Raw genomic sequence first — 24967 nt, forward strand, 5'->3', positions numbered from 1 at the left:
ACGCGACGAAGAACAGACGTAACGAGGCGTATGTCGAAGGTTTGCGCAGCTGTGCTGGACCGGCTCCTCGGCAAGCTCTCTGATGTCGAGGCCTGAGGTCAGGTTCTCGCGGGTACCCGGCCCGAGGCGCTGGCGGGATTGCTCGGCACTCGCACCTGAGCTGCGTCCACTGGGCGACGGCCGATGAGACACCCGGATTTTGTCCTGGTCGCGACCTTGCCTACACTAGACCGGTTGCTTGGGCACCTCTGTGTCCGCGTGTCCTTGATGCGATGCCGTATCGACGTGTGGACGGCCCTCGCACCGAGAGCTCATACGAGAACTCAATCCGGTCGGCAAGCGTCGGCCGGACCGCCGAATTGCTGTAGGCCCACGGCTGGCGTGCCTATCGGGGTGCCGGTGTTGCATGGGAACCGCAGCGAGAAAGGTGTCAAGGTCGAACCATGACCATGACTGATCCGATCGCAGACTTCCTGACGCGTCTGCGCAACGCCAACTCGGCGTACCACGATCAGGTGAAGGCTCCGCACTCGAAGCTCAAGGCGAATATCGCCGAGATCCTCAAGCGCGAGGGTTACATCGCCGACTACCGGACCGAGGACGCGACCGTGGGCAAGTCCCTCATCGTCGACCTCAAGTACGGCCCCAGCCGTGAGCGCAGCCTGCAGGGCCTGCGCCGCGTGTCGAAGCCGGGTCTGCGTGTGTACGCGAAGTCCACCAACCTGCCCAAGGTCCTGGGCGGCCTCGGCGTGGCGATCATCTCCACGTCGACCGGTCTGCTCACCGATCGTCAGGCGGCCAAGCAGGGCGTGGGCGGCGAAGTCCTCGCCTACGTCTGGTAAGGGAGGTAGGACACATGTCGCGTATTGGTAAGAAGCCCATCGCCATTCCTGCCGGTGTCGAGGTCAGCATCGACGGCCAGAGCGTGTCGGTGAAGGGGCCCAAGGGCGCCCTGACCCACGTCGTCGCCGAGCCGATCACCGTCGCCAAGGGTGAGGATGGCCAGCTCGAGGTTGCCCGCCCGGACGACCAGCGCCAGAACCGCTCGCTGCACGGCCTGACCCGCACCCTGGTCGCCAACATGATCGAGGGTGTCACCAAGGGCTACGAGAAGAAGATGGAAATCTTCGGCGTCGGTTACCGTGTCGCGGCCAAGGGCTCGAACCTGGAGTTCGCCCTCGGCTACTCGCACCCGGTGCCGATCGAGGCCCCGGAGGGCATCACCTTCGCGGTGGAATCGCCCACCAAGTTCTCCGTGTCCGGAATCGACAAGCAGAAGGTCGGCCAGATCTCCGCTGTCATCCACGGACTGCGTAAGCCCGATCCCTACAAGGGCAAGGGCATCCGCTACGCCGGCGAGGTCGTTCGCCGCAAGGTCGGAAAGACGGGTAAGTGATCATGGCGCAAACCGAAAATCAGAAGGCCAAGCGCATTCCGCGTGGCAAGGACGTGTCGACGACGCGTCGTCTGTCGAAGACCCGCCGTCACTTCCGTCTGCGCAAGAAGGTCGTCGGCACCACCGAGCGTCCGCGTCTGGTGGTCAACCGCTCCTCGCGTCATCTGCACGCACAGCTCATCGACGACTCGCTCGGCAAGACCATTGCCGCCGCGTCCTCGATCGAGGCCGATGTGCGCGCGCTGGACGGCGACAAGTCGGCCAAGGGCAAGAAGGTCGGTGAGCTGATCGCCGAGCGTGCCAAGGCCGCTGGCATCGAGGCCGTCGTGTTCGACCGTGGTGGCCACGACTACCACGGCCGCATCGCGGCGCTGGCCGATGCCGCTCGCGAAGGTGGGTTGAAGTTCTGATGACTGCAAACATTTACGGAAGGAACGTCTGATGCCGGGACGTCAGAGGCGTGACGGCGGCAACGGACCCGCCGGACAGCAGAATGGTGCCGCTGGTGGCGGCGACAGCCGCGACGGCCGCGGCGGTGGTCGGGATCGTCGCGGCGGTGGTGACCGTCGTGATCAGCAGACCGACAAGAACCAGCTCGAGCGCGTCGTCGCGATCAACCGTGTCTCCAAGGTTGTGAAGGGTGGTCGTCGCTTCAGCTTCACCGCCCTGGTGATCGTCGGTGACGGCAACGGTCTGGTCGGCGTCGGCTACGGCAAGGCCAAGGAAGTTCCCGCGGCCATCCAGAAGGGTGTCGAGGAGGCTCGCAAGGGCTTCTTCCGCGTTCCGATGATCGGCTCGACCATCACCCACCCGGTGCAGGGTGAGGCGGCGGCCGGTGTGGTCATGCTGCGTCCGGCCTCGCCCGGTACCGGTGTGATCGCCGGTGGTGCGGCGCGTGCGGTGCTGGAGTGCGCTGGTATCCATGACATTCTGGCGAAGTCGCTCGGTAGCGACAACGCCATCAACGTCGTGCACGCGACCGTTGCGGCGCTCAAGATGCTGCAGCGTCCGGAAGAGGTCGCGGCGCGCCGTGGCCTGCCGCTCGAGGATGTCGCTCCGGCGGGCATGCTGCGTGCGCGCGCTCAGGCAGCAGGAGGTCGGTAATGGCAGATCTCAAGGTAACCCAGATCAAGTCGTCGATTGGCGCCAAGTCGAACCAGCGGGAGAGCCTTCGTACGCTCGGCCTGCGCAAGATCCGCCAGACTGTGGTTCGGGAGGACAATCCGCAGAACCGTGGGCTGATCAACGTCGTGCGCCACCTCGTAACCGTTGAGGAGGTCTGACATGACCATCAAGTTGCATCACCTGCGTCCGGCCCCCGGCGCCAAGACCGACAAGACTCGCGTGGGTCGCGGTGAGGGCTCCAAGGGCAAGACCGCGGGCCGTGGTACCAAGGGCACCAAGGCTCGCAAGAACGTCCCGGCCGCCTTCGAGGGTGGGCAGATGCCGATTCATATGCGGCTGCCCAAGCTCAAGGGCTTCACGAACCCGTTCCGGGTGGAATACCAGGTCGTGAACGTCGGCTCGATCGCCAAGCTGTTCCCCGAGGGCGGCGCGGTCGGCAAGGCGGAGCTGGTGGCCGCCGGCGCGGTTCGCAAGAACCAGCTGGTCAAGGTTCTCGGCGATGGCGAGATCGGCGTCGCGGTCCAGGTGACCGTCGACAAGGTGACCGGCGCCGCCAAGGAGAAGATCACCGCGGCCGGTGGCACTGTCACCGAGCTGGGCTGACGGTACTCTGCAGATACGTGGCACCGGACGAGTGAAGGGCGCGTCCGGTGCCACTGTTAGAGTTCAATTGTTGTCTGCCAAGCCTCGTCATGGGTTTTCTATATCCGTGGCATGACCATATGTCGTTCGCCAGGAGGATCTGTGCTTTCCGCCTTCGTATCGGCCTTCCGGACTCCGGACTTACGGCGGAAGATTCTCTTCACGCTGGGGTTGATCGCGCTGTACCGCTTGGGTGCGTCGCTGCCATCCCCCGGTGTCGATTACAAGAGCGTGCAGGAATGCATCAACCTGGTTTCCGGCGGTGATTCCGCCGGTATCTATCAGCTGATCAACCTGTTCTCCGGTGGTGCGCTGCTGCAGTTGTCGGTCTTCGCGATCGGCATCATGCCCTACATCACCGCGAGCATCATCATCCAGCTGCTCACCGTCGTCATCCCGCGCTTCGAAGAACTGCGCAAAGAAGGCCAATCCGGCCAGAACAAGATGACGCAGTACACCAGGTACCTCTCGATCGCACTGGCGATCCTGCAGTCCACCGGTCTGGTCGCGCTCGCGGCCCGCGGTCAGCTGCTGCAAGGCTGCCAGAAGGACATCCTGGCCGACACCAGTATCTTCGGCATGGTCATCATCGTGCTGGTGATGACCGCCGGTGCGGCCCTGGTCATGTGGTTCGGCGAGCAGATCACCGAGCGCGGTATCGGCAACGGCATGTCGTTGCTGATCTTCTCCGGTATCGCGGCCCGAATCCCGTCCGAGGGCAAGGCCATCCTGGACAACCGCGGCGGCCTGGTCTTCGGCTTGGTCTGTGTCGCCGCGCTGGCCATCATCACCGCGGTCATCTTCGTCGAGCAGGGCCAGCGCCGGATTCCGGTGCAATACGCCAAGCGCGTGGTCGGCCGCAAGATGTACGGCGGATCCTCGACCTACCTGCCGCTGAAGGTCAACCAGGCTGGTGTCATCCCGGTGATCTTCGCATCGTCGCTGCTGTATCTGCCGAATCTGGTCGCGCAGCTGACGTCCTCGCGGAACAACCCCAACCCCAGTTGGTGGCAGGAGATCATCCAGAAATATCTGGTGAACCCGGGCAACCCGGTATACATCGCGATCTACTTCAGTCTGATCGTGTTCTTCACCTACTTCTATGTCGCGATCACCTTCAACCCGGAGGAACGCGCTGACGAGATGAAGAAGTTCGGTGGCTTCATTCCCGGATATCGCCCCGGCAAGCCAACCGCCGACTACCTCAACTTCGTATTGAGCCGCATCACCCTCCCCGGCTCGATTTACCTCGGTCTCGTGGCCGTCCTCCCGAATCTGTTCCTCGATATCGGCGCCTCCGGTGGCAACCAGAACCTTCCGTTCGGTGGCACCGCAGTGCTGATCATGGTGAGCGTCGGCTTGGACACCGTGAAGCAGATCGAAAGCCAGCTGATGAATCGAAATTACGAAGGGTTCCTCAAGTGAGACTTGTACTGCTCGGACCGCCGGGTGCCGGCAAGGGCACCCAGGCCGATCTCCTGTCGGACAAGCTGGGCGTCCCGCACATCTCCACCGGGGACCTATTCCGCACCAATATCTCCGCCCAGACGCCGCTGGGTCGAGAGGCGCAGAAGTACATCGACGCGGGCGATCTGGTGCCGAGCGATGTGACGAACCGCATGGTCGAGGCTCGGGTTGCCGAGCCGGATGCCGCGAACGGCTTTGTGCTGGATGGCTACCCGCGCACGGTCGATCAGGCCGACGCGCTGGAGAAGATCCTCGCCGATATGGATAAGAAGCTCGACGCGGTGCTCTGCTTCGTCGTGCCCGAGGAGACCGTGGTCGGCCGGATGATGGCGCGCGGTCGCGCCGACGACAACGAGGACGTGATCCGCAACCGGCTCCGGGTGTACCGCGAGGAGACTGCGCCGCTGCTCGAGCATTACGACGGTCTGGTGGTCTCGGTCGACGGTGTCGGTGAGATCGACGAGGTCAACGCCCGCGCGCTGCACGCCCTGGGACACTGAGGCCGGATGGTCTTCAATCGCAAGAAGAAGGTCGTGCCGTTCCGGACGGCGGGTGAGCTGGATGCGATGGCGGCGGCCGGCGCGATTGTCGGTTGCGCGCTCGTCGCGGTGCGCGCGGCGGCCAAGCCCGGTGTTTCTACTCTGGAGCTCGACGAGATCGCCGAACAGGTGATCCGCGATGCGGGCGCTGTGCCGTCGTTCAAGGGGTATCACGGGTTTCCGGGTTCGATCTGCGCGTCGGTGAACGACCGTGTGGTGCACGGGATTCCGACATCGTCGGAGATTCTGGCCGAAGGCGATCTGATCTCCATCGACTGTGGTGCGATTCTCGAGGGCTGGCATGGTGATTCGGCCTGGACCTTCGGCGTCGGTTCGATTATCGAGGCCGATCAGCTGCTCAGCGAGGCCACCAAGATATCGATGGAGGCGGGTATCGCGGCCATGCTGCCCGGGAACCGGCTGACCGACGTCTCGCATGCCATCGAAATGGGTACGCGTGCGGCCGAAAAGGAACACGGCCGGTCCTACGGCATCGTCGATGGCTACGGTGGGCATGCCATCGGCCGGGAGATGCATATGGATCCTTTCCTGGCCAACGAGGGTGCGCCGGGTAAGGGGCCGAAACTCATGGTCGGATCGGTGCTCGCGATCGAGCCGATGTTGACATTGGGCACTACGCAGACGAAGGTGCTCGACGACGATTGGACCGTGGTGACGCTGGACGGCAGCCGGGCCGCGCACTGGGAACATTCGGTTGCGGTTACCGAGGATGGGCCGCGGATTCTGACGGTTCGTCCGGAGTAAGCGGTTCCTAGCGGTATCCCGCATATTCCTACCCCGGTAGTATTGCGGGTATGAAGCTTAGTGTGAGCCTGTCGGATGAGGATGTGGCGGTCCTCGACGCGGAGGTGTGTCGATCCAGCCTGCCGGGGCGATCGGCCGCCGTGCACAAAGCTATCGCGCTGCTGCGTAGTCGTGCTCTCGAGGACGCGTACGAAGAGGCATGGGATGAGTGGGACGCAACCGGTGAGGAAGCTGCCTGGTCGGCGACTGCCGGCGACGGGCTGATGTGATGCGCCGTGGCGATCTCGTGCTCGTGGATTTCGATCCGGTTCGAGGGAACGAGGTCAGCAAGCTTCGTCCCGCGATTATCGTGAGCAACGACGGTGCCAATCGACGTGCCGCACAACTCGGCCGAGGTGTCGTCACAGTCGTCCCGATTACCAGTAACACCGAGAAGGTCTTTCCGTTCCAGGTCTTATTGAAGGACGTGCCGGGCCTACGGGTTGCTTCGAAAGCTCAGGCCGAACAGGTGCGGTCGGTATCAGTCGAACGAGTTGGGCGCATTTTGGGCCGACTGCCCGAAGCTCTTGCGGCCGAACTTGATCGGGCGTTATGCCTACACCTGGGTCTGTAGCTCGACTGTATTGCGCGATTCGGCCGACATTTAGTCGGTGCGCTGGCCGGTCACCCTATCCGACTCCGAGTTCGGTGGCCTCGCGCGGCGAGGAGCCGAGCCGCACCGACGCCCGCAGGTCGTCAATGTCCGGTGCGCAACGGCTTCGGACACAATGCGTCCGCCGCCTACCCAGACGTTACCCAGCTCGCGCTGGATCGGTGACGTCGTTCCTTGCACCCGCGCCCATGCGTCCTACCGCATCTCGGGGGGTCATCCAGGGGATCGACCGCAACCACAGTGGCGATGTTTCTCCTCCGCTTCGTACTGAAATTCGATGATGGACGAAGCGTATGGCCGGGGGAGGGGTGCCCACCCGAGTAGATCGCTACTCGAATTCCCTTGCGGGATTCCGTAGTTCGGTGCCGGGTCGAGAGCGCTCTCGAAGCGGCAAAACGGTCTCCACACAGCTCAGAGCGGTACTGCGTGGTATGTAGCCATCGAGTAGGTACCGGCTTCCGCTGGACCGCCGCGTTGGCCAGATTCGTTGTACCGTCAGCAGATTGCCCGAATTCCCACCCGCGCCGACGTTCCCGCGCCCACCCGCGCCGTCGCGGGCTATTCAAGGCGAATGCGGGCAGGCTCTGGCAGGACCTGCCCGATCACGATCGCTACGCAGTCGTGCTCGATCACGCCGCGGTGGCCGATGGCGTAGGTGCCGAACAACTCGCCGCGATGGTGGAAACCACGATCGCGGCCTAACTCGACCGCTCCGAATCCGGTGGGAAGTACCCGGTTAACTCCCGTTGCCGCGGAAGAAAAGGACGTTGTCGCCGTAGTCGGCGAGCGGAATGGCCAGTGCCGCTTGCCGAATGCCGCTCGACGGCAGCTGGGTGAGTTTGGCGAACATATCGGTATTGCCGAAGGCGGCACGGACCTGGGTTTCGGATGCGTAGTCCGCGCCGTAGTCGGCCAGCGCCGCGAAGTCCAACGGCGCCAATGGCGTATCGAGCGGGGCTTGTCCGCTCGGGCGGCCCAATGCGGCGTATTGGGCCGCCACACCGTTCTCGTAACGGCACAGCTCGTAGGACATCTTTTCGTTCGCGGTAACGCTGATCACCTGCCAGCGCGCGGAAAGATGCTGTGCCAGTGGGTGTTTGCCGATCGCTGCGATCTCCCATTTCAGGCTCATGACAACAACGGAACCGCCGTACGGCTGTTCGATCAACACCACATCGTCGCCGAGGGACTCGGCCGGATTCAATTCGGGATCAAAGGTATGCCAGTGGGTTTCGTGTGCGCCGCGGACCGCTGACCGATCGACCTGACTTGCGTTGTCGGCGGCGTAGGCCGCGATGATCGCGGCGCGGACCTGGGCGACGGCATCGGGTGCGCTGCAGCGCACACTCAATGCACCGAAGGTCGCACCGATCTCCACCGGCCGAGACGGGGGATCGGGTAGGGCACCCGCGGCCAGCGGCTTCAAGCCGACCAGTGCCAGCTTCCAGTTGATCTCCTCGATCGTGGCGAGATCGCCGGAGGTTTGGTACAGAATCTGCTGCTGCGTCAGGTGGCCCGCGCGCTGCAAGGTTCGGGTTTCGAGTTTGGTGAGCGCGGTGAAGGTCTTATTCGTGAGATCGATGTCCTCGATGCGGGTTTCGCGCAGTCGTGCCGTCATCTCCGGCGAGGTCAGCGCGGCATACCGCTCGCGATACATCGCCACGGCCTGTTTGCGCTGGCGGCCGACCATCAGCGTGCGCAACAGCATATTCAGGCTGGCGAGATACTTTCCGGCCTGATCCGGATTCGCGGCGAACAGCGCGCTCCGGATGCGCACGGCATCCTCGCTGGCGGCGACGGCGGCCTTGGGGTCGAGGCGGCACAACCAGACGCCACATTTCGACAGCCCGTCCGCGCATACCGCGGCCACCTGCGGATGGCTCCGCGACACCTGGCGATAGGTATGACAGGCATTGCGGATAGTGCTCGCCGCGAGCTCCCGGTGACCGATGTGCCGGGTCGCCTGCTCGAAGACGCGTAGCGCATCCTGGACTTCGCCCGCGAACTCGGCCGAGACGCGACCGGCGCCGAGCCAGTGCAGCCGGATGCCGACGGACTCCTGCGATGGCGCAAGCGCCTCGGCCGTCCGGTCCCGGCCGGGGCCGGACTTGGTGGCGACCAAGCCCTTGGCGAGGTCGCACAGCGACGTGGCCAAACGCAATTCATTCTCGACCGTCCGGTCGATGGCTGCCCGGCGATCCTCGGCTACCCGACGCTCGAGTGCACTCAGATCCATGGCGACCTCAACTCCCGCTTCACCTTCCGCGCGTGCGGTCGTCGAGCGGCCGCAATCTGCACCAGGCGAGTTTGCCATAGAAACGACCGGAATGAGCAGGCAGGCTACCGGCGACCGCGCCCGCTGCGATCGACCTGTTGACAGCCGTCCCGACCGAGCTCCCGGACGCCGTCACTGTTCCGCGCGGTTCGCCGAGGTAGCTCTGGGCACGCCGGCGGTGCGCGAAGTTGCCGGTGTGGTTGCGCTCGGTGGTCGCGTTCAGCCCTCGAGCAGCAGTGTCACCGGACCGTCGTTGACCAATTCGACATGCATATGCGCGCCGAACCGTCCGGTGGCTACGGTTGCGCCGAGCTCGCGCAGTGCCTGCGCGAAGGTCTCGACCAGTGGTTCGGCGGCCGAGCCGGGCGCGGCGGCGGACCAGGACGGCCGCCGCCCTTTGGCAGTATCGGCGTAGAGGGTGAACTGGCTGACCACGAGAACGGGCGCATGCAGATCCGCGGCGGCGCGTTCCCCGTCGAGGATGCGCAACCGCCACACCTTATCCGCCATCGCCTTCGCGGTGGATTCGGTGTCGTCATGTGTCACGCCGACCAGAGTGACCAGGCCCTGCGGATTCGGTTCGATCCGGCCCACGGTCTGTCCGTCGACGGTCACCTGCGCGGCGGATACGCGCTGCACCAGTACTCGCATGCTTCGATCCTTGCACCCGGGGTTTGCGGGCACTCAGTGCGCGGCCGGGCTGCCTCAGGTCTCGTCCGGGTCGTCGGTCGTTTCGGCTTCGGCGATCTGGAGTGCCTCTTCGGTGTGTGCTGAGGCCAGGTCGCGCAGGATTGCCGGGTCGATCGCGAGATCGGTGAGGTCCGTCGACGGGATAGGCATATCACGAACTGCCGGAAAGGAATCGAATAGGGCGAGTACGTCGGGGGCGAGATCGGAACCAGTGGACGACAGTTCGTCCTGCAGGATTTCCAGCCCCGAGGCGGCCTCGAGGCCGGGCGAGGTGGGATCGACCCGCCGCCATTGCACCACGTCTGTCCACGATGGGTCGCCGCAGGCCCACGCCCAGATGACATCGCGAACGACCTTGTGCCGCCGGGTGTATACGCGGAAATGTTCCGACGCGGATCCGGCTCGGTGCTCGATTTCATATACCCGCTCGTGGCGGCGCGTTCGGATGTAGATGTCATCCGCGCGTGCGACGACCAGGAACGGGTCATCCGGGTCCGCGGCGGCGACTACGAAGTCCTCGAGCAGTGCGTGGGTGAGGTAGGGCAGCGACCGGCCGTCACCGACGGTCACGCGGACCTCGACGTGCCCGTGGGGGTCGTAGAGATGGCCCGTCTCCACGTCTAGCACGGCGAGGTCGCGGTTCTTGGTGAGTTTCAGTACCGCGAGCAGATGCCGGCCCCGGTTCGGGCCCCAGGTGTGCAGTACGGCGCCTCGCGAATCCGCCACGGCCGCAACGAATCCGACAGCGCCGCCGTTGCGATTGATTTCGGCGATGAGGTCGTCGACGGCGGGTGGGACCGCACAGTTGTCCGGGGCGGTGCACATTCGTCGGTACTGCTCGAGCGCGTCGAGCGCGTTGTCGACCGCGCCGGCGGGCAGCACCGCGAACTCGCAGGTCACCGCCAAGCTGGTCAGTAGCGCCTCGAGTTCCGGGGTCGGGCGCACCTCGACAGTGCGATCGGGCTCGCTTTCGGTAATGGCGCCCAGGCCGATCTCGCCGTCCCGCCACCAGTAGACGGCCGGGCTGATGGGCTGCGGTTCGCTGCGATAGGTGTTGGCGGCCACCTTGCCCAGCAGAATCATCGCCGTCAGCGCATTCGGCCCGATAATCGGGTGCGCGTAGACATTGCCCTCGTGCGAGACGACGAAAAGCGCTCCGTACGTGCCGATTACCGGATAGTCGCCGAGCCACTTCGAGTGGGCACTCGCCGAATCCGAGCCGCTCAGAATGGCGAAGTGCGCTTCGTTGTAGTTGCGCCATTCGAGTTCGAGGCGGCCGGCGGCGCGGGTGTTCGCCTCGGCCACCTCGAAGAGTTCGCTGGTGTCGATCTGCCACCGATCGATCTGGTCGGTAGTGACGGCCTCGGCGGTGAGAAGTTGCTCGATCACCACCACCTCAATGATTCCCGGCGCGATAAGTCGCCCCACGGTCTCGATGCCCGCGAGAATGTCCGATGATGCGAACCGTGTTCTGAGAAGTCCACGTACCGTGGCGAATTCATCGGCATCGAGCGGATCGCGGTAATCAAGTTGATCGGCCACGATGTCTCCCCCCTGAAATCGGCATCGGACCAACACTAGATGAACCGAGCCGCGCGCATGTTGCCGTTCGTGGGAGTGATCGGCTGATGCGCGAGCGCAGGTGCCGCCGTTGAGCACGCTCAGGCCATGTCGGCAGGATTCGTACGCATGCCTGTCGATGAACCGGATCGATGGGCGGGGTGGTTGGGTCGCGATGGGCGAAACGGGTTGATCCCGCACTCCGGTATCACCTCATCTGATATCGCGCCGCCGAGGTGCTCGAGGTTGGGTGTGATAGCGGCGTCCACATCCGCGCCTCGAATTGCCTTCAGCAGCCGGCCCGGTGGATTGCTGGCCGTTGTGCTGAAGGTCACGGTCATGGCGAGTTCGAGCTTCTACCGATTCCCAATGGCATCGACCGACGGAGTGTCGAAGCGGCTGGAACGCAACCAGTTGCGGTACCCATGGGATCACGATTTTCGAATTATCTTGGCGGAGCTGACATTACACACCGACGTAGCGGCCGGTGACGTCGTGGTCGGCCGATTGGATCGGCTGCTCGCGGCGATGAGGGTGCCTCGACTGTCGTTCGGCATTGTCCCCATGAATGCGTATTGCCCCGCACCATCGATGAACTTCGTAAAATATGGCGATCGCATGGTCTTGGTGGAAGGCAGCACAGCCGAGCCGGTAATTACGCAGCCGCGTGAAATAGCCATCTATGCACGTGCATTCGAGACCTTCGCGGGTCTGGCAGTCATAGGCGCGGCGGCCAGGGTGTGATTGAAACCGCGCTGGCCAAGTATGGGGGATCGATTAGCGACGACGGGGTGTCACGGATGCTGTTCCCATCAGTGGGTACCTTCGAGGCGGTGCCCACCAAGATAGTGTCGCCCCACGACGGTATGCTTGCATCGAGCAACCGAAAGTCAAGGCACAGCATCAATTCTCCTAGAGGAATTCGGGGATATGACCAAGGGTTACGATGAGCGGCCGGTCACGCTGGCCCCTATCTTCCTAGCCAGTTTCGTACTATGGGTCGGTCGGAGCGTCCGAGATGTAGTGAGTCCGTCGAGGGGCGGGCGGCAGGGGCTGGTTGTGCCCGATCGGGATTTCCAACTCGAGGCCGTCTTCGACGCGCAGACTCCGGTCGTATTCCGTGGTGTCGCAACAACTTGGCCGGTATTCGATGATTTTCAGCCGGAGGCGCTGCGCGAGAAATACGGCAGCCAGAAGGTAGCCGCGCTGACCAGTGCGACCAATGTGTTCACGCAGGAAACGTCGCCGGTCGAGGTGCTCGAATATCGCGATGTCATGGCGGCTGTTTTCGACGAACCGAAGCCGGGCAAGAACTACTACTCGCGTGCCGCCGCCGACCCGCAGCCACTCGCCGATCAGCTGCCGGCGCGCGTCGGCACCCGGCGACAGAGTTCGGCGGCGAGCAGTGTGTGGATCGGCCAGCAGGGCAATCTGACACCGCTGCACAACGATCCGTGGCACGGCCTGCTGATTCAGCTACACGGCCGCAAGCGGGTCCGGCTGTTCCCGCCGAATGAGTACCACAATGTGTATGGCCGGATACCGACGAATGTGTCGGCGCCCTACACCGGGCTCCCCGACGAGTTCGACCCGGATGTGCGCAGCTTCGACAAGCTCGGGGAGGCGTCCTACTACGACGTGGTCCTCGAGACCGGTGACATCCTCTACATCCCGATGTTCTGGTGGCACCAAGTCGAATCCGTGGATCCGGCGATCTCGTATGTCGCGCGCTACAACCCGAGCTACTTCGAATTCATGAAGGCGGCCTTCTTCCCGATGGCGGTGCGTGGTGTGTTGCGCATTGTCGATGGCATCGTGGGCAGGGTCCGCAAGCGGAAGTGATCGGCCATGTGGCGCACCGTGTTCGGTGGGTGCTGTAACTGGCCCGGCACTTGCCGTTCACGCTCGAGCTACTGACGAGTTGCCAAGCGCTGTCATCGTCGAATCCGAGGATCCGATGGTGATGGTGCGGGGAACCGCTGGAGCTCCAGGAGTGCGCGATGTCGGACAAGTTGAAGCACGACGCGGATCTGTTCGAGCAGGCCGCCGAGCGGACCAGCGCCGTTCGGGACCGGGTCAGTAGCGTGCTGAGCACCCTGGATGCCGCGCTCGCCGGACGCGGTGCGCCGTGGGGGAACGACAAGTTCGGCCAGCAGTTCACCGAAGGTCCCGAGGGATACTTGGTCGCCCGCGAGAAGATAACCGAGAATGTCAAGACCACGGCGACGAATTTCGACAACTTCTACACGGGCCAGACCAAGACCGCCAAGGAATTGCGGCGGATGGACAAGTCCAATGCCGACGGCTTCCGGTGAGTCGAGGGTCGGCGTAGCTCATGACGAACGAATTCGCCAAGGCCGAGATGGCGGCCGTGCTCGATGAAGTCCAACAACAGTTTCAGGCGATCGCGCAGGTGCAGCAGCAGCGTGCCGAACTGACCGCGAGCGCTACCGTGCGCAAGCGGATCACTGTCACCGTGAATGCCGACGGCACGATTATCGAAACCAAATTCGGTTCCGGCATAGAGGAATTGAGCTACGGCGAGATCGCGAAGGCGGTGACCGAAGCGGCGCAGCAGGCGGCCGCCGAGGTGGCGCGCAAGGCGCAGGAGCTGATGCTGCCCCTGCACGACCGCCGTGCCCGGCTGCCCAAACTGTCCGACCTGATCGAGGGCATGCCCGACCTGAGCGCCGAAATGCCGAAGGCGCCAAGGATTTCGCTGGCACCGCCGAATTCCGAAGAGCGCCAGTCGGTTTCCGTCAATGATGGTGCCGCAATGGAATTCAGCGATGTCGAGGTGGTCCCACATCGATCGGCGACCGACCGCGGAGTCACCGATTCCAGCTGGTGACCGACGGTGAGCGCGGATGGCTGAGCTGCCGGGTTATCTCCAATGGCTGGAATGGGTCGCCGGATCCGACTGGCCTGCGGGCGATCCCGATGGCATGTGGGGGTTGGCGGACGACTGGCGAACCGCGGCCGCCGGACTGCGCGATATCCTGCCCGATATCCGTGATGCGAAAACCGCGTCGCTGAAGGCGTATCCGGACGGCGATGGTATCGAGGCGATCGTCGCGAACTTCGACAGCTATCTCGAAGGTCCGCAATCGCTCGAGATGCTGGCCAACGATTTCGAGAAGCTGGCCGAATCGGCGACCGGCGTCGGCACCGAAATCGAATACGCCCAGCTGATGCTGATCACTTCGCTGGCACTGCTCGCGGCCGAGATCGCGATCGCATGGATCTTTCCGCCGACCGCGCCCGCGGCGGAGGCGCTGGCGATTGCCGGAACCCGGGTGGCCATCCGGATGATCGCAAAGCGGATCATGGACAAGATCGTCGAGATCGTGGCCAAATTCCTCGGGCGTCGACTGGCGAATTTCCTGGTCCGTCACATTGCCCTCGATACCCTCCTCGGCACGGTCCAGGACTGGGGAATTCAGCAGTACCAGGTGAGTTCGGGGCATCGCAAGGAGGTCAATTGGGAGCAGGTCGGTATCACCGCGATCAGTTCGGCGGTCGGCGCCGGTGTCGCTAGCCCACTCGGTGAGCGAATCGGCAAAAAGCTCGCCGATGTGGAGATGAAGGCATGGTTGCGCGGACTGATTACCGGCACGACCGCGGGTACGGTGGGTGCCCTTGCCGGTTTCGGTGGCAGTGTCGGCGCGCAATTCGCGTTCACCTGGGCGAAGTCCGGGCCGGAAGGTGGTTGGGACAAGGCCGTCGACGGTCTGAAGAAGACCGAATTCGACCTGCGTATGTTGACGGCGGGCGCCTCGAATGGCGCGATGTCCGGTGCGAATCGGGCGATGGCCGAACAGTTCTATCAGCAGCGGCATCCGGAGTGGTTTCGGCCGAATGGTTCGCCCGTCGATCCGGATAGTTTGTCCCGCATCGGTTTTCGTCCCGACGCGGGGACGGTCGGTGCCGGTGATGGTGCCGACGCCGGTGGGCGTGCGGGTGCTGCTTCGGGAAACGGGCAGACCGGCGAGGGTGCGCCGAATGCGGGGCATACGGGGGAGTCGGCTGGTCGCAGCGGTGGTGACGGTGCGGCCGATGGTTCGACGGCGCATGCGGTGGATGGCGGTTCAGCCGCTCGTTCGGACGGATCGTCGAATAGTTCTGGTGCGAGCGATGATTCGGCGCGTGCGCGTGGCGCTGATGACAGTACGTCGAAGGCGGGGGCCGCCGGTGATGGCGCGACTGCGCGTGGTGGTGACGACGGTGCGACTGCGCGTGGTGGTGATGACGGTGCGACTGCGCGTGGTGGTGATGACGGTGCGACTGCGCGTGCTGGTGATGACGGTGCGACTGCGCGTGCAGGTGATGACAGTTCCTCGACTGCGCGGGCCGACGAGGACGGCTCCGCGAGCACACAGCTCGCGGGCGATGGAACTGCGGATGGGCGCGCTGCCGACGGTGGCGCCGACCAGTCGAGCACGCGAAATTCGGAGGTGGGAACCGGATCGGAAGGTGCCGTACGGCCCGCCGAAGAATCCGCGACTCATACGGATCTGGCTGCGGCACAGACGAATTCGACTGTCGAATCCAACGGTGCCGACGATCGCACGGCCGACCATACGGGAACGGCAGCGCACGAGGGGCAGAGCAGGCTCGATGCCGGTACCCGGGCCGACCTGACCCCGGCAGGCGCGGAACATACTTCGAACGCGACCGCCGATACTTCGCGCGCCTCCGGTGACAACTCGGCCACGCAGGCAGGCGCCCCCGCAGCATCGACCCCACTCCAAACCGGCTCCGCCCCCGCACAACCCGGATCAGCGACGCAGGCCGCACCCGACGCCCGCAACGGCGGAACACCGTCCGCACCGCGCGCGACTTCAACCGCCGAAGTGCGCCCCGGCGCGACCGCCAACGCCGAAACAACACGGGGCGGACAGATCCGCCCACCATCGACCCCCGAACCCCGCACCACAACGCCATCCACCGCCGATACGCGCACCAACGCCGACGGCCGCCCAGGCACGGACCGCTTCCGTGCTGGTACCAGCGATACCCGCTCCGAATCCAACCCCAACCGCACTACCTCCGAAAACCGCGCGGGCGCAGCCCAATCCACACCCCACCACCCCATCGCCGAACCCGTAGTAAGCACCCGGACAGAACCAGCCCCCACCCGCGCCGACGCCCAGTCCGACAGCAACGTCACCGTCCGCCCCAACAGTGACCCCACCGCCCGCCCGGACCGTGCCGACGCCGCGCGACAAGCCCATGACAGTGACCGTGCCGTGCGCCCCGAGGGTGATGTCCCCGAAACCGACCGCGCCGTGCGTTCCGCGGCCGACGCTGCCATGCGGACTGATGATGTCGTGCGCGACAGCGGCGGTGCGGTAGAGCCTCGGGGTGGCGGTGCCGTGCGGGCTGACGGTGACGGTGTTGCGCGCCTCGGTGACCAGGGGGTCGTGCACCGAGGCGACGAGGGGGCCATGCGCTCCGGTGATGAGGGCGTCGTGCGTCCTGGTGATGAGGGCGTCGTGCGTCCTGGTGATGAGGGCGTCGTGCGTCCTGGTGATGAGGGCATCGCGCGTCCCGGTGACGAGGGTGCCATGCGCGTCGCCGACGACCCCCCAACGCGCTCTGAACCTTCCGACGTACGGCGTGCGACGGATCCGGCGGGGGAGGGGAATCGGGCTGGTGGGGATATCGAGCCGTCCAAGTCACATCGTGGCGATGGGGAGGAGGTCGAGGCGCGGCGGGAGGCGGCGCGGCGGCGGGCAGAGTCGCTTGATTCCGCGGTGGCTTTTGTGCCGCAGCCGGCGGTGGCTGAACCGCATCGGGTGGCGGGGGATGCGCCCGCGGACAGGGCACACGATGGCGATGGCGCGGGCAGTCAGCATCGTCGGGGCGGGGATGAGGTTCGGGTTCCGGAGCGGAATCGTGGCCGGTGTGCGGAGTTGTCGCTGCGGTTGATCAAGGCGATTACCGAGAGTTCGGCGATCCGGTTGCCCGAGCGGGTGATCGGGCTGGACGGTATGACGGCTGCGGAGGTGCAGACGGCCGCGGGTGGGCAGTTGCGTTCCTATGGCGATCACGGCGAGATCGCGCGGCTGTTGCTTTCCATGCCGGAGGGGTCCTCGGCGCTGGTTGTCGATGAATACAGCGGTCCGGTCGACAGGTACAACGTTGGTGCGCACGCGTATGTGCTGGTGCACGAGAACGGTGGGATCGTGGTGCGCGATCCGGGAGCGGGCCGGGTGGAGGGCTTCCCGCCGACGGTGCCGCGCGAACTCAGTGGTACCTATGCGATTGCCTTCGATCCGGCCGGAAAACCGTTGCACCCCATCGGTTCCGAGCATCCGCATACGAGCGATCCCTCGGCTCGCATCGGCCGTTCGCTGGATGCGCAGCCCGATCAGGTCCGTGAACTGTTGCGTCAGACCGAGACCGGGCGGCGGATCGCGGCGAGCTTCGACAACGGTCCCTTTCGCGACGGATTCGAACCGTCCGCGGGTGACGGCCGAGCCGGGGAATTCCGCCGTCGCGAATTGACAGCGGTCGCCTTCACCTCGGGTGTCGATCATGTCCAGCAGGCGCTCACGCTGGCCCATGAATCCGTGCACGCCGAACGGTACGTCCAGGGCCGAACCGGTGATGTCCGCGCGATGGCACGCGACGAATTCGTGCGCACCATGGTCGGCGAGGAGGCTGCGGCAACAGGCCGCCGCTTCCAATTGGCCCGGGAATTCCGGGATCTCGGCCACGAGATCGCGGTGCACCCGCTCGAAGAGACATACACCACCGCCTATGATCGCGCCGCCGCCGATCTGTCGGCCAGCGATTCGTCGCTGACACCGGCCGAGATCCGCCAGGCCGCACATGAGGTCGCCGTCGACGCGCTGCGCCACGAGATCGCCACCTACGAATGGCGAAACGGCAGGAACTACACCGATTACTACGGTGACGCCTGGGATCGCGGCCATGTGCGCGCCCAACTCCCGCCCGGCGCGCACATGCACGACGCCCCTGCGGATGTCACGGAGAATATGCGTTCCGGGGCGCTGGCCCGTGAGTCGGCCTTCCGCGACCTGCGCGACACCTCGGAAGAACTCGCCAGGCGCGCGACGGCCCTCGGCCTCGATCCGACCCTCGCCAGACAGCCGCTGCAGCGCCAGATCACCGACCACCTGCAGCGCATCGCGAATGAACTTGCCGGACAGAGTGTTCCACCCGAACGGCAGGCGGAACTCCGTACCGAAGAACACGACCTGCGCACTCTCGCGGATCTCGCCGACCAGCGTCAGCATGCCCAAGCGACCTACGACCAGCGCGCCGATCAGGTGGCCGACGCGGCGATCAGAGAAGTCCTCGACCAACATCTGCGCGACGCCCCCACTGCGCGGATGCTCAACGAGCACATCGTGCATATCCCCGGGGAGCCCGACCGTCTGGTCATCGCGTCGGGCACCGACGACCATCAGCGCGTCCTGCACGAGGCACGGCAGCACCCGGAGATCCGCGAATTGCTCGACCGGCCCGGGGTCGTGCGCGAACACCTGAATGTGGATACCGACCAGATCGGCCGCATCCGGGTCGAGCCCATCGCAGAGCCGTCACCCAACCAGTTCGATCGCGCCACCGATCTCACCCCGCTGGATCGTGCGGGCGTGGCGGCCCAAGAGCGCATCGCACGGATTCGCGAACAGCTGCGGGAGACCGAAATCGGCCGCTGGGCCGACGAGGTGCTCACCCGCAACGATGTCGATATCGTGCACGAGTCCGGCGCGGACGACCGCTACTACCCGAGCCGCCGCACCCTCGCCCTGGATGTCGGCGCCTCCGCTGCGGCACAGATGGCCGCCCTGGTGCACGGTGCCATCCACGTCGAATTGGCCCACACCCGCGAGACTCCCGGCGGCGCACAGGAACGCATGCGCCTACCGCGCGAGGAATACATCGCGCGCATGCTCGACGAGGAAACCCGGGCGCATGCGCTGGAAATCATTGCGGCGAAACAACTCAGGGTGGCCGGACATGATCTCGCGGAAACTCCGCTGGAGCGCACCTACACCGGCGCCTACGACGCCGCCCGCGCCCGCGCACATGAGGAGAATCCACAAGCCCCCACATCGGAATTGGACCGAATCGCCAATGCGGCGGGTCTGGACGCCATCCGCCCCGAGGTCGCCGACCATCGGCCCGAGCATTCGTCCGAGACCCACGCCGAGTTCTACGGCCGCGCCTGGGATGACGCGCACGGCATTCGCTCGTTCGACGATATCGTCCGCTCCGCCATCGCTTCCGGCGAACGGTCGGTCACGGTGCTCAGCGAGGCTTCCTCGGTCCATGCCGCCAGGAAGGTGGAGCTGGTCGCCTTCAACGATGGCACCGAACTGATTCGTAAGACCGTCATGAATCCGCGCCATGCGGTCGCCGAACGGCTGGCATCGCTGCTCGGCCGCACCATCGGTGCGAATGTGCCGGAAGTGTTCCACGCCAAATCCAATGTCGTGTACCTGGAAAAGCTGGCGGGACGTGTTGCGGCAGAACGGCATCCGCAGTTCGTCGACGTGCACGAACTCGGTTACGCCGATAGCGTCGCGGGCCGGGCACTCGGTCTGCTGGACGCGCTGATCCGGATTCCGGACCGCGATGCGCAGGGCTGGATGATCGGACCGCAGCGCGAGGTCATCGGCATTGATCACAGTCGTGGGTTCGAGGAGAGCGAGGCCGCGCGAAATGCGCTGAGCCCGTTCGCCGAACACTTCCTGCGGCGAAATGGCGACAGTATCGAGGTCATCGACCACCATCTGCCGCGCGCGGTCGTCGACGCCATTACCGAACGCGTTGCCGCGTTGCGCCCCGAGTTCGACAAGCACAATCGCGGCGAGTGGCACGACACAGTGCTGGCACGGCTGGCCGAAATCCGCGCGCACGCGAGCGATTCGCCGCCGGACCACAGCGATACCGCGGTGCGGCCGGAGGATCCGAGCAGCCGGGACGCCGATTTCGACGACAGCCCGAACGCGTACACCAACCGATACGGTGGGGACAACCAGCACGGCATCCACGGCCGGGTCGACGCGGACGGCATACTGCGCGTGACGGTGCGGGTCGGCGACGGCACTCCGACCGGGCGCGAAATGTTCCGCGACATGATGCGCGAGCTCGGACATCAGGTGACCGAGATCCGCGCCGAATGGAATGCCGACGAGCGGGTTCGCGACAACCTCGATACCTTCAACGCCGGTATACAGGAGCTGTACCTGACTCCGGAAGACGCGGCGCGCAATACCTTCACCGGCAAACTGGCAGTCGAACTCGGCTTCACCGAGGTGCGCTTCGATCAGGATGCGATGCGCGGTCGGCCCGGCGAATACGAGAAGGTCGTCGCGCATTTCAGCAGGCCGGAGACCCCGATCCGACCCGAAGCGCCGGGCGACGGGGCGGATTCGCCCGAATTCCGGCCGGAGTTCCCACCGGCACATCCGGACGACGCCGCCCAGCAGCGGCAGGCCCAGCAGCAGCGCCGAGACGTGCTGGATCGATTGGCGGCGGAGAACGCGGCGGCGGTGCGCGAGCGCGATGCAGCAAGGGCCGCGGGCGATCCGGAGCGCATCGCACGGGCCGAAGAGCGGGTGGCACGGCTCGACGAGGCGATGGCGATCGCACTGCAACGCGATGCCTTGCTGCGGGCCGGGGCGATTCCGGTGACCGATCGGGTCGGTGTGGTGCCGGGTGAGCCCGCGCGCGTATTCGTGGTCGGCTGGGGCGACGGTGATCCGGTCCGGGCGCTGGACGCCGCGTCCGCCCGACATCCGCAACTGGCCGAACTGCGCGCCGAACCCGGGACTGTCGTGCGCGAGCTGCGGATCGGCGCGCAGGGTGAGACGCGGGTGCTGCGCATCGATGACTCAACGGCAGGGCAATCGCGGGCCGAGGTCCACCGGTCCGAGGAAGCTGGTGATGGTAGGAAGCCCCCGTCCGAGGAAGCCGGTGGTGGTAAGCCGCCGCCATCCGAGGAAGCCGGTGGTGGTGGTAAGAAGCCGCCATCCGAGCCGCCAGTGCCAGCCGGGACCCCCGACGATCCGGATCACTCGCGAAACGAGAACTCCGGGGATGAATCCGCGGATCCGTCGAATCGGGATGAGCCGCGTCGCGTCGTCATCGATGCGAACGGCGAAGAGGTGCCGCTCCAGGTGCGGCCCGACGATGCGGGGGGTTGGCGCGTCGAAACTCCCGAAGAATCCGGAACACCCGCTCGCCCAGCGGATTCCGAGCCACCTGAGAAGAAGTCGCAACTGCGCCGGGCGTGGGAGCGGATTCGGCAGCGGATGCGCGTGCGTGGTTACGTGGGCGACTACCCGAAGTACCCGTCGGGTTCGGGTGAGGACCGCCGCGGCCAGAACGCGGTGGCGGATGGTGCGGCACATGTGCCGGATCTGTTCGGATCGCATCCGCATCCGCAGGCGCCCCAACCGCCGCAGCCGACGCCCGGACACGAAACCGTCGCTCGACCCGCCCCGGAGGGTGAAGACCAGGGCCTCAATATGGCCCGCATCGCTAAGGAGGGTTGGACGGCGTGGCGTAAGCGGGAGCATCTGCCGATCCTGAACCGGCTCTCCGGCCGGACTCGAGATGTGGCAGGCGATTTCGTGACGCCACGCACGCCCGACGGCGAGGAATACCGGTTCTGGGTGAGCGACGCCGATCCGGACTTGGTGCGCCAGACCGTCACCGAACTGCTCGAGGTGGAGGCCATCGCGCCGGAAGAGGCGCGGGCGGTGCTGGAAGAGGCACTGGCCGTCGCCGATCCGGAACAGCGGCAACGGATTATCGATGATCTGGAGAACTTCGGTCTGATCTCGGACGAGGAGGCCAGGGCGCTCGAACACGAGCCGACGCAGCCGGAGCAGATTACCGAAATCGACGGTCTGCCACCGGAAGACGAATCGCTCACCGATACGGCACACCGACTCGGTCTCGATCTGCCCGACGAAAGTCCGGAGACCATTCGCCGGGTACTCGACGAGCAGGAATACCGCACGATGCGTGAGGCGGCCGCGATCGCGGGCCTCGCGGAGGCGGCCGATCGCTTCAACGAGGAGGTCACGCGTCCCTATGTCGACGCCGACCTGGAGGGCGGCTCGGGTCCCGAGCTGCATGGTCGCGAGCCGGTGGCGGGGGAAATCAAGGATCCCGATGCTCGGCGGGGCGATGAGGACGAGGACTACTACGACGAGGACGAGCCGAACAGCGCGTCCGCCCCCCGATGGGGCGTGTCCGATGCCACGGGCCGTCCGGTGCCGCTGGCCGATCAGGTCAGCATGTTCGACGACAATCCGATGGGCCGCTTCCTCAACGAGTTGATCACCGCCTTCGACGGCCATCCCGGTCTGCGGGACTTCCGGCCCGTCGGCAACGGCGCCGACCCGCTGCGCGAATGGGGCGATATCGGCGACGGGCAGGAACTGGGCCGCGACCAGGGACCCCGGGTGTTCTTCGAGCACGCGCTGCGCCGCGACCAACTTCGCGATGCGGCGTCCACCTGGGCGCAGATGTTCGGCCTCGGCCTCGATGATGTGAACCCGCGCAATCTCGATGCCACGTTGCGCAGGCTGTGGGCCGAGCACGACGCGCGGGTCGCCAGGGTCGCCGAATTCGCCGAGGCCGCCGAACCGCATCTGCGTGGCGCGGAGCAGGAGCCGGTCGGGGAAATCCATGGTGATCAGGTCGCGCGGGTCCCCGTCGGCGAGGGTGCGCCGGATCGGCTGGTGGTGATCAACGGGCCGCTGGATCGGGCGGATGCGTTGGCGCGGGCGCTCGCCGATGATCCGGCATTGGCCGATGCGCTCAATCGGGGCGAGGTCGAACTCGACTACCGGTCCGCGCGCACGGATCGCATGGGGCAGATTCATCTGGATCCGGTCGAAACACCCGAGGTATACCACCATCGGGAGACGATCGACGGCCGCGAGCTGGTCGTCACGATGGTGCGGGACAACGACGGTCAGTGGCGTGCCGTGCAGGCCCCTGTCGAGGAGGCGACCACGCATTCGCCCGGGGACGAGGGCAACGCGCCACCCCGCACGCGTGCCGAAATGGCCGCCGAAATCGTCGCTCTGGCAAAGGAACTCGGCCTCGGACCAGACGCATTGCACCCGGATCGGCTGGCGCGGACCATTGCGGAGCTGAAGCTGGCCAATGCGCTGCGCGCCGGTCAGGTCGAGGCGCTGGCCGACTTCGCGCGCACGATGAACGAGATCGAGAACTTCAACGATATCGGCGATGCGCGCGGTCAACTCGCGCACCGGCTCGATATTCCGGAGTCGGAGCTGACGCCGCGGCGGGTCGCGGAGGCGCTGGCCGATCCGCAATGGCGCAGCGCGCGGCGCGAGCAGCAGTTCAAGGATCTGGCCGACTATGCCAAGCAGCTGCGCGATATCGATCGGGGCGCGGTCAATGCCGCTCGCGATCGTTTGGCGTCACAGCTCGGGCTGGATGACTCGAAATCGTTGCAGCCGACCAAGATCAGCATCGCAGACGACGGTGAGATCGTGCGCCGACTGGATGCGAACGGATTGGATCCGGCGAAGCTGCGCAAGGTGATCGAGGGCCTCGAGGGCGAGGGTAAGCACGATCAGGTGGTCGACGCGCTCACCGAATATCTGCGTGCGCTGATCGATGCCGATCCGTACTCCGATGTGCCGCGCGGCGATCTGTCCGCCGATCCGCGCGCCGCGGGCGAACCGCCGATCCATGAACTGGCCGGTGTGCAGGCGTTGCGCGAAATCATCGCCGAGGCCATGCGATCCGGGAATGCGCTCGATTTCGGGAGGGTGCTCGCGGACCATCCCGGCCGCGCCGATGGTGTGTCCGGCGAGGAGCGTGGGCGACCCGAACCGAATCGTGACTGGGCCCGGCTCGTCGGTGTCGATATCGCGGGTGCGGATGATGCGACCTTCCGCAAGGTGTACGAGGCTTATCGCGACGGCAAGATCGAGAAGCACGAGGGGCTCAGCCCGGCCGAGCTGACCGCCGAACTCGGTCGCATGCGTGCGGAAATCCAAGCGCGCGCCGAGCAAATCCGGAACCTCGCCGCATTGCTCGACGAGTTCTACGCCGCTCCTGGCGAATTGACGGCACCCGGTCCCGGTGCCGACCGAGCGCCGAGAGTGGGTGGGCCGGACGATGGCGGGCCAGGACGCAAGCCTGGTGGCCCTGCGGACCCGGGATCGGCCGATCCACCGGTCCGGCCCGGCGCCGAGCCGGATGCCCGCTCGGACTGGAAGCGGCGGATGGATGCCGAACAAGACGAGTGGAACGCGCGCATGCATGCGGAACTCGACGAATGGATCGCGCGGATGCACACGGAAGAGGGTGCGGCGGACGGCAATTCGGCGGATCCACTCGCGCGCATCGACGAAGCGTTCCAGCGGGAATCTGCGGCCGCCGAGGAGGCGTTCCGGCGTCGGAACGAGGAGGCGGAGGCCGAACATCAAGCGCTGATGGACCATCTCGACGAGGTGATGCGTCGGCTCGAGGAGCGGTTCGGGGATGCCGATAGTTCGCAGGAGGCTGCGCGCATCGATGATGCGTTGGCGCGTGAGTTGGCTGCTGCCGAGGAGGCGTTCCAACGTCGTGATGCGGAGGCGGAGGCTGAACATCGAGCGCTGATGGATCGTCTCGATGAGGTGATGCATGGGCTCGACGAGCCTTTGGCGGGGGTTGATGATCTGCGGGAGGTGGTGCCGGAGTCGGATTCGGCTGCATCGCGGATCGATGATGCGTTGGCGCGTGAATTGGCTGCTGCCGAGGAGGCGTTCCAACGTCGTGATGCGGAGGCGGAGGCTGAACATCGAGCGCTGATGGATCGTCTCGATGAGGTGATGCATGGG

The 24967-nt window shown here is 65.5% G+C and carries 20 protein-coding genes; 17 read left to right on the forward strand and 3 right to left on the reverse strand.

Annotation, left to right across the window (positions count from 1 at the left end; all coding sequences use genetic code 11):
* The first annotated feature begins 443 nt into the window (after positions 1-443).
* From rpsH to AB0J29_RS06405, 12 genes are all read left to right on the forward strand, one after another.
* Entirely contained in the window at positions 444-842 is a 399-nt protein-coding gene (gene rpsH / locus AB0J29_RS06350) for a 30S ribosomal protein S8 (RefSeq protein ID WP_364780183.1), read from the forward strand.
* 14 nt (positions 843-856) lie between these two features.
* Positions 857-1396, forward strand: a complete 540-nt coding sequence (gene rplF / locus AB0J29_RS06355) for a 50S ribosomal protein L6 (protein ID WP_364780186.1) — start codon at positions 857-859, stop codon at positions 1394-1396.
* A gap of 2 nt (positions 1397-1398) precedes the next feature.
* Complete coding sequence (gene rplR, locus AB0J29_RS06360; protein ID WP_040686597.1) at positions 1399-1806, forward strand: 50S ribosomal protein L18; 408 nt, start codon at positions 1399-1401, stop codon at positions 1804-1806.
* A gap of 31 nt (positions 1807-1837) precedes the next feature.
* Complete coding sequence (gene rpsE / locus AB0J29_RS06365) at positions 1838-2500, forward strand: 30S ribosomal protein S5 (RefSeq protein ID WP_364780190.1); 663 nt, start codon at positions 1838-1840, stop codon at positions 2498-2500.
* Entirely contained in the window at positions 2500-2679 is a 180-nt protein-coding gene (rpmD, locus tag AB0J29_RS06370) for a 50S ribosomal protein L30 (protein WP_364780193.1), read from the forward strand. The genes rpsE and rpmD overlap by 1 nt, the downstream gene beginning before the upstream one ends.
* Position 2680: 1 nt before the next feature.
* The gene (gene rplO, locus AB0J29_RS06375) at positions 2681-3124 is read left to right on the forward strand and encodes a 50S ribosomal protein L15 (protein WP_364495969.1); all 444 of its coding nucleotides are present in this window, start codon (positions 2681-2683) and stop codon (positions 3122-3124) included.
* Positions 3125-3265: 141 nt separating this feature from the next.
* The gene (gene secY, locus AB0J29_RS06380; protein WP_364780197.1) at positions 3266-4588 is read left to right on the forward strand and encodes a preprotein translocase subunit SecY; all 1323 of its coding nucleotides are present in this window, start codon (positions 3266-3268) and stop codon (positions 4586-4588) included.
* Positions 4585-5130, forward strand: a complete 546-nt coding sequence (locus tag AB0J29_RS06385) for an adenylate kinase (protein ID WP_364780200.1) — start codon at positions 4585-4587, stop codon at positions 5128-5130. Before secY ends, AB0J29_RS06385 begins: the two co-directional genes overlap by 4 nt.
* Before the next feature lie 6 nt (positions 5131-5136).
* Positions 5137-5934 (forward strand): type I methionyl aminopeptidase, encoded by a 798-nt coding sequence (map, locus tag AB0J29_RS06390; RefSeq protein WP_364780203.1) that lies wholly within the window; start codon positions 5137-5139, stop codon positions 5932-5934.
* 50 nt (positions 5935-5984) lie between these two features.
* On the forward strand, positions 5985-6203 hold the full coding sequence (locus AB0J29_RS06395) for an antitoxin (RefSeq protein ID WP_364780206.1): 219 nt from the start codon (positions 5985-5987) through the stop codon (positions 6201-6203).
* Positions 6200-6547, forward strand: a complete 348-nt coding sequence (locus tag AB0J29_RS06400; RefSeq protein ID WP_364780209.1) for a type II toxin-antitoxin system PemK/MazF family toxin — start codon at positions 6200-6202, stop codon at positions 6545-6547. Before AB0J29_RS06395 ends, AB0J29_RS06400 begins: the two co-directional genes overlap by 4 nt.
* A 513-nt stretch (positions 6548-7060) precedes the next feature.
* Complete coding sequence (locus tag AB0J29_RS06405) at positions 7061-7288, forward strand: hypothetical protein (protein ID WP_364780212.1); 228 nt, start codon at positions 7061-7063, stop codon at positions 7286-7288.
* 34 nt (positions 7289-7322) lie between these two features.
* Here the strand turns inward: AB0J29_RS06405 and AB0J29_RS06410 are convergent, their stop codons facing one another.
* The 3 genes from AB0J29_RS06410 to AB0J29_RS06420 form a co-directional block, all read right to left on the reverse strand.
* Positions 7323-8822 (reverse strand): hypothetical protein, encoded by a 1500-nt coding sequence (locus tag AB0J29_RS06410; protein WP_364780215.1) that lies wholly within the window; start codon positions 8820-8822, stop codon positions 7323-7325.
* 258 nt (positions 8823-9080) lie between these two features.
* The gene (dtd, locus tag AB0J29_RS06415) at positions 9081-9512 is read right to left on the reverse strand and encodes a D-aminoacyl-tRNA deacylase (protein ID WP_364780218.1); all 432 of its coding nucleotides are present in this window, start codon (positions 9510-9512) and stop codon (positions 9081-9083) included.
* A gap of 54 nt (positions 9513-9566) precedes the next feature.
* On the reverse strand, positions 9567-11093 hold the full coding sequence (locus AB0J29_RS06420) for a hypothetical protein (RefSeq protein ID WP_364780221.1): 1527 nt from the start codon (positions 11091-11093) through the stop codon (positions 9567-9569).
* A 339-nt stretch (positions 11094-11432) separates the two neighbouring features.
* Between AB0J29_RS06420 and AB0J29_RS06425 the strand changes: the two genes are divergently transcribed.
* The 5 genes from AB0J29_RS06425 to AB0J29_RS06445 all read left to right on the forward strand — a co-directional run.
* Complete coding sequence (locus AB0J29_RS06425; RefSeq protein ID WP_364780224.1) at positions 11433-11855, forward strand: Scr1 family TA system antitoxin-like transcriptional regulator; 423 nt, start codon at positions 11433-11435, stop codon at positions 11853-11855.
* 315 nt (positions 11856-12170) lie between these two features.
* Entirely contained in the window at positions 12171-12953 is a 783-nt protein-coding gene (locus tag AB0J29_RS06430) for a cupin-like domain-containing protein (protein ID WP_364780227.1), read from the forward strand.
* Between the two features lie 158 nt (positions 12954-13111).
* On the forward strand, positions 13112-13426 hold the full coding sequence (locus AB0J29_RS06435; RefSeq protein ID WP_364780230.1) for a hypothetical protein: 315 nt from the start codon (positions 13112-13114) through the stop codon (positions 13424-13426).
* A 20-nt stretch (positions 13427-13446) separates the two neighbouring features.
* A complete protein-coding gene (locus tag AB0J29_RS06440) occupies positions 13447-13962 on the forward strand; it encodes a YbaB/EbfC family nucleoid-associated protein (protein ID WP_364780233.1) in 516 nt (171 codons plus the stop codon).
* Positions 13963-13978: 16 nt separating this feature from the next.
* A partial coding sequence (locus tag AB0J29_RS06445) for a hypothetical protein (RefSeq protein ID WP_364780236.1) occupies positions 13979-24967 on the forward strand: 10989 nt, incomplete at its 3' end.

The sequence above is a fragment of the Nocardia sp. NPDC049707 genome, from assembly GCF_040674855.1.
Taxonomy (GTDB): Bacteria; Actinomycetota; Actinomycetes; order Mycobacteriales; family Mycobacteriaceae; genus Nocardia.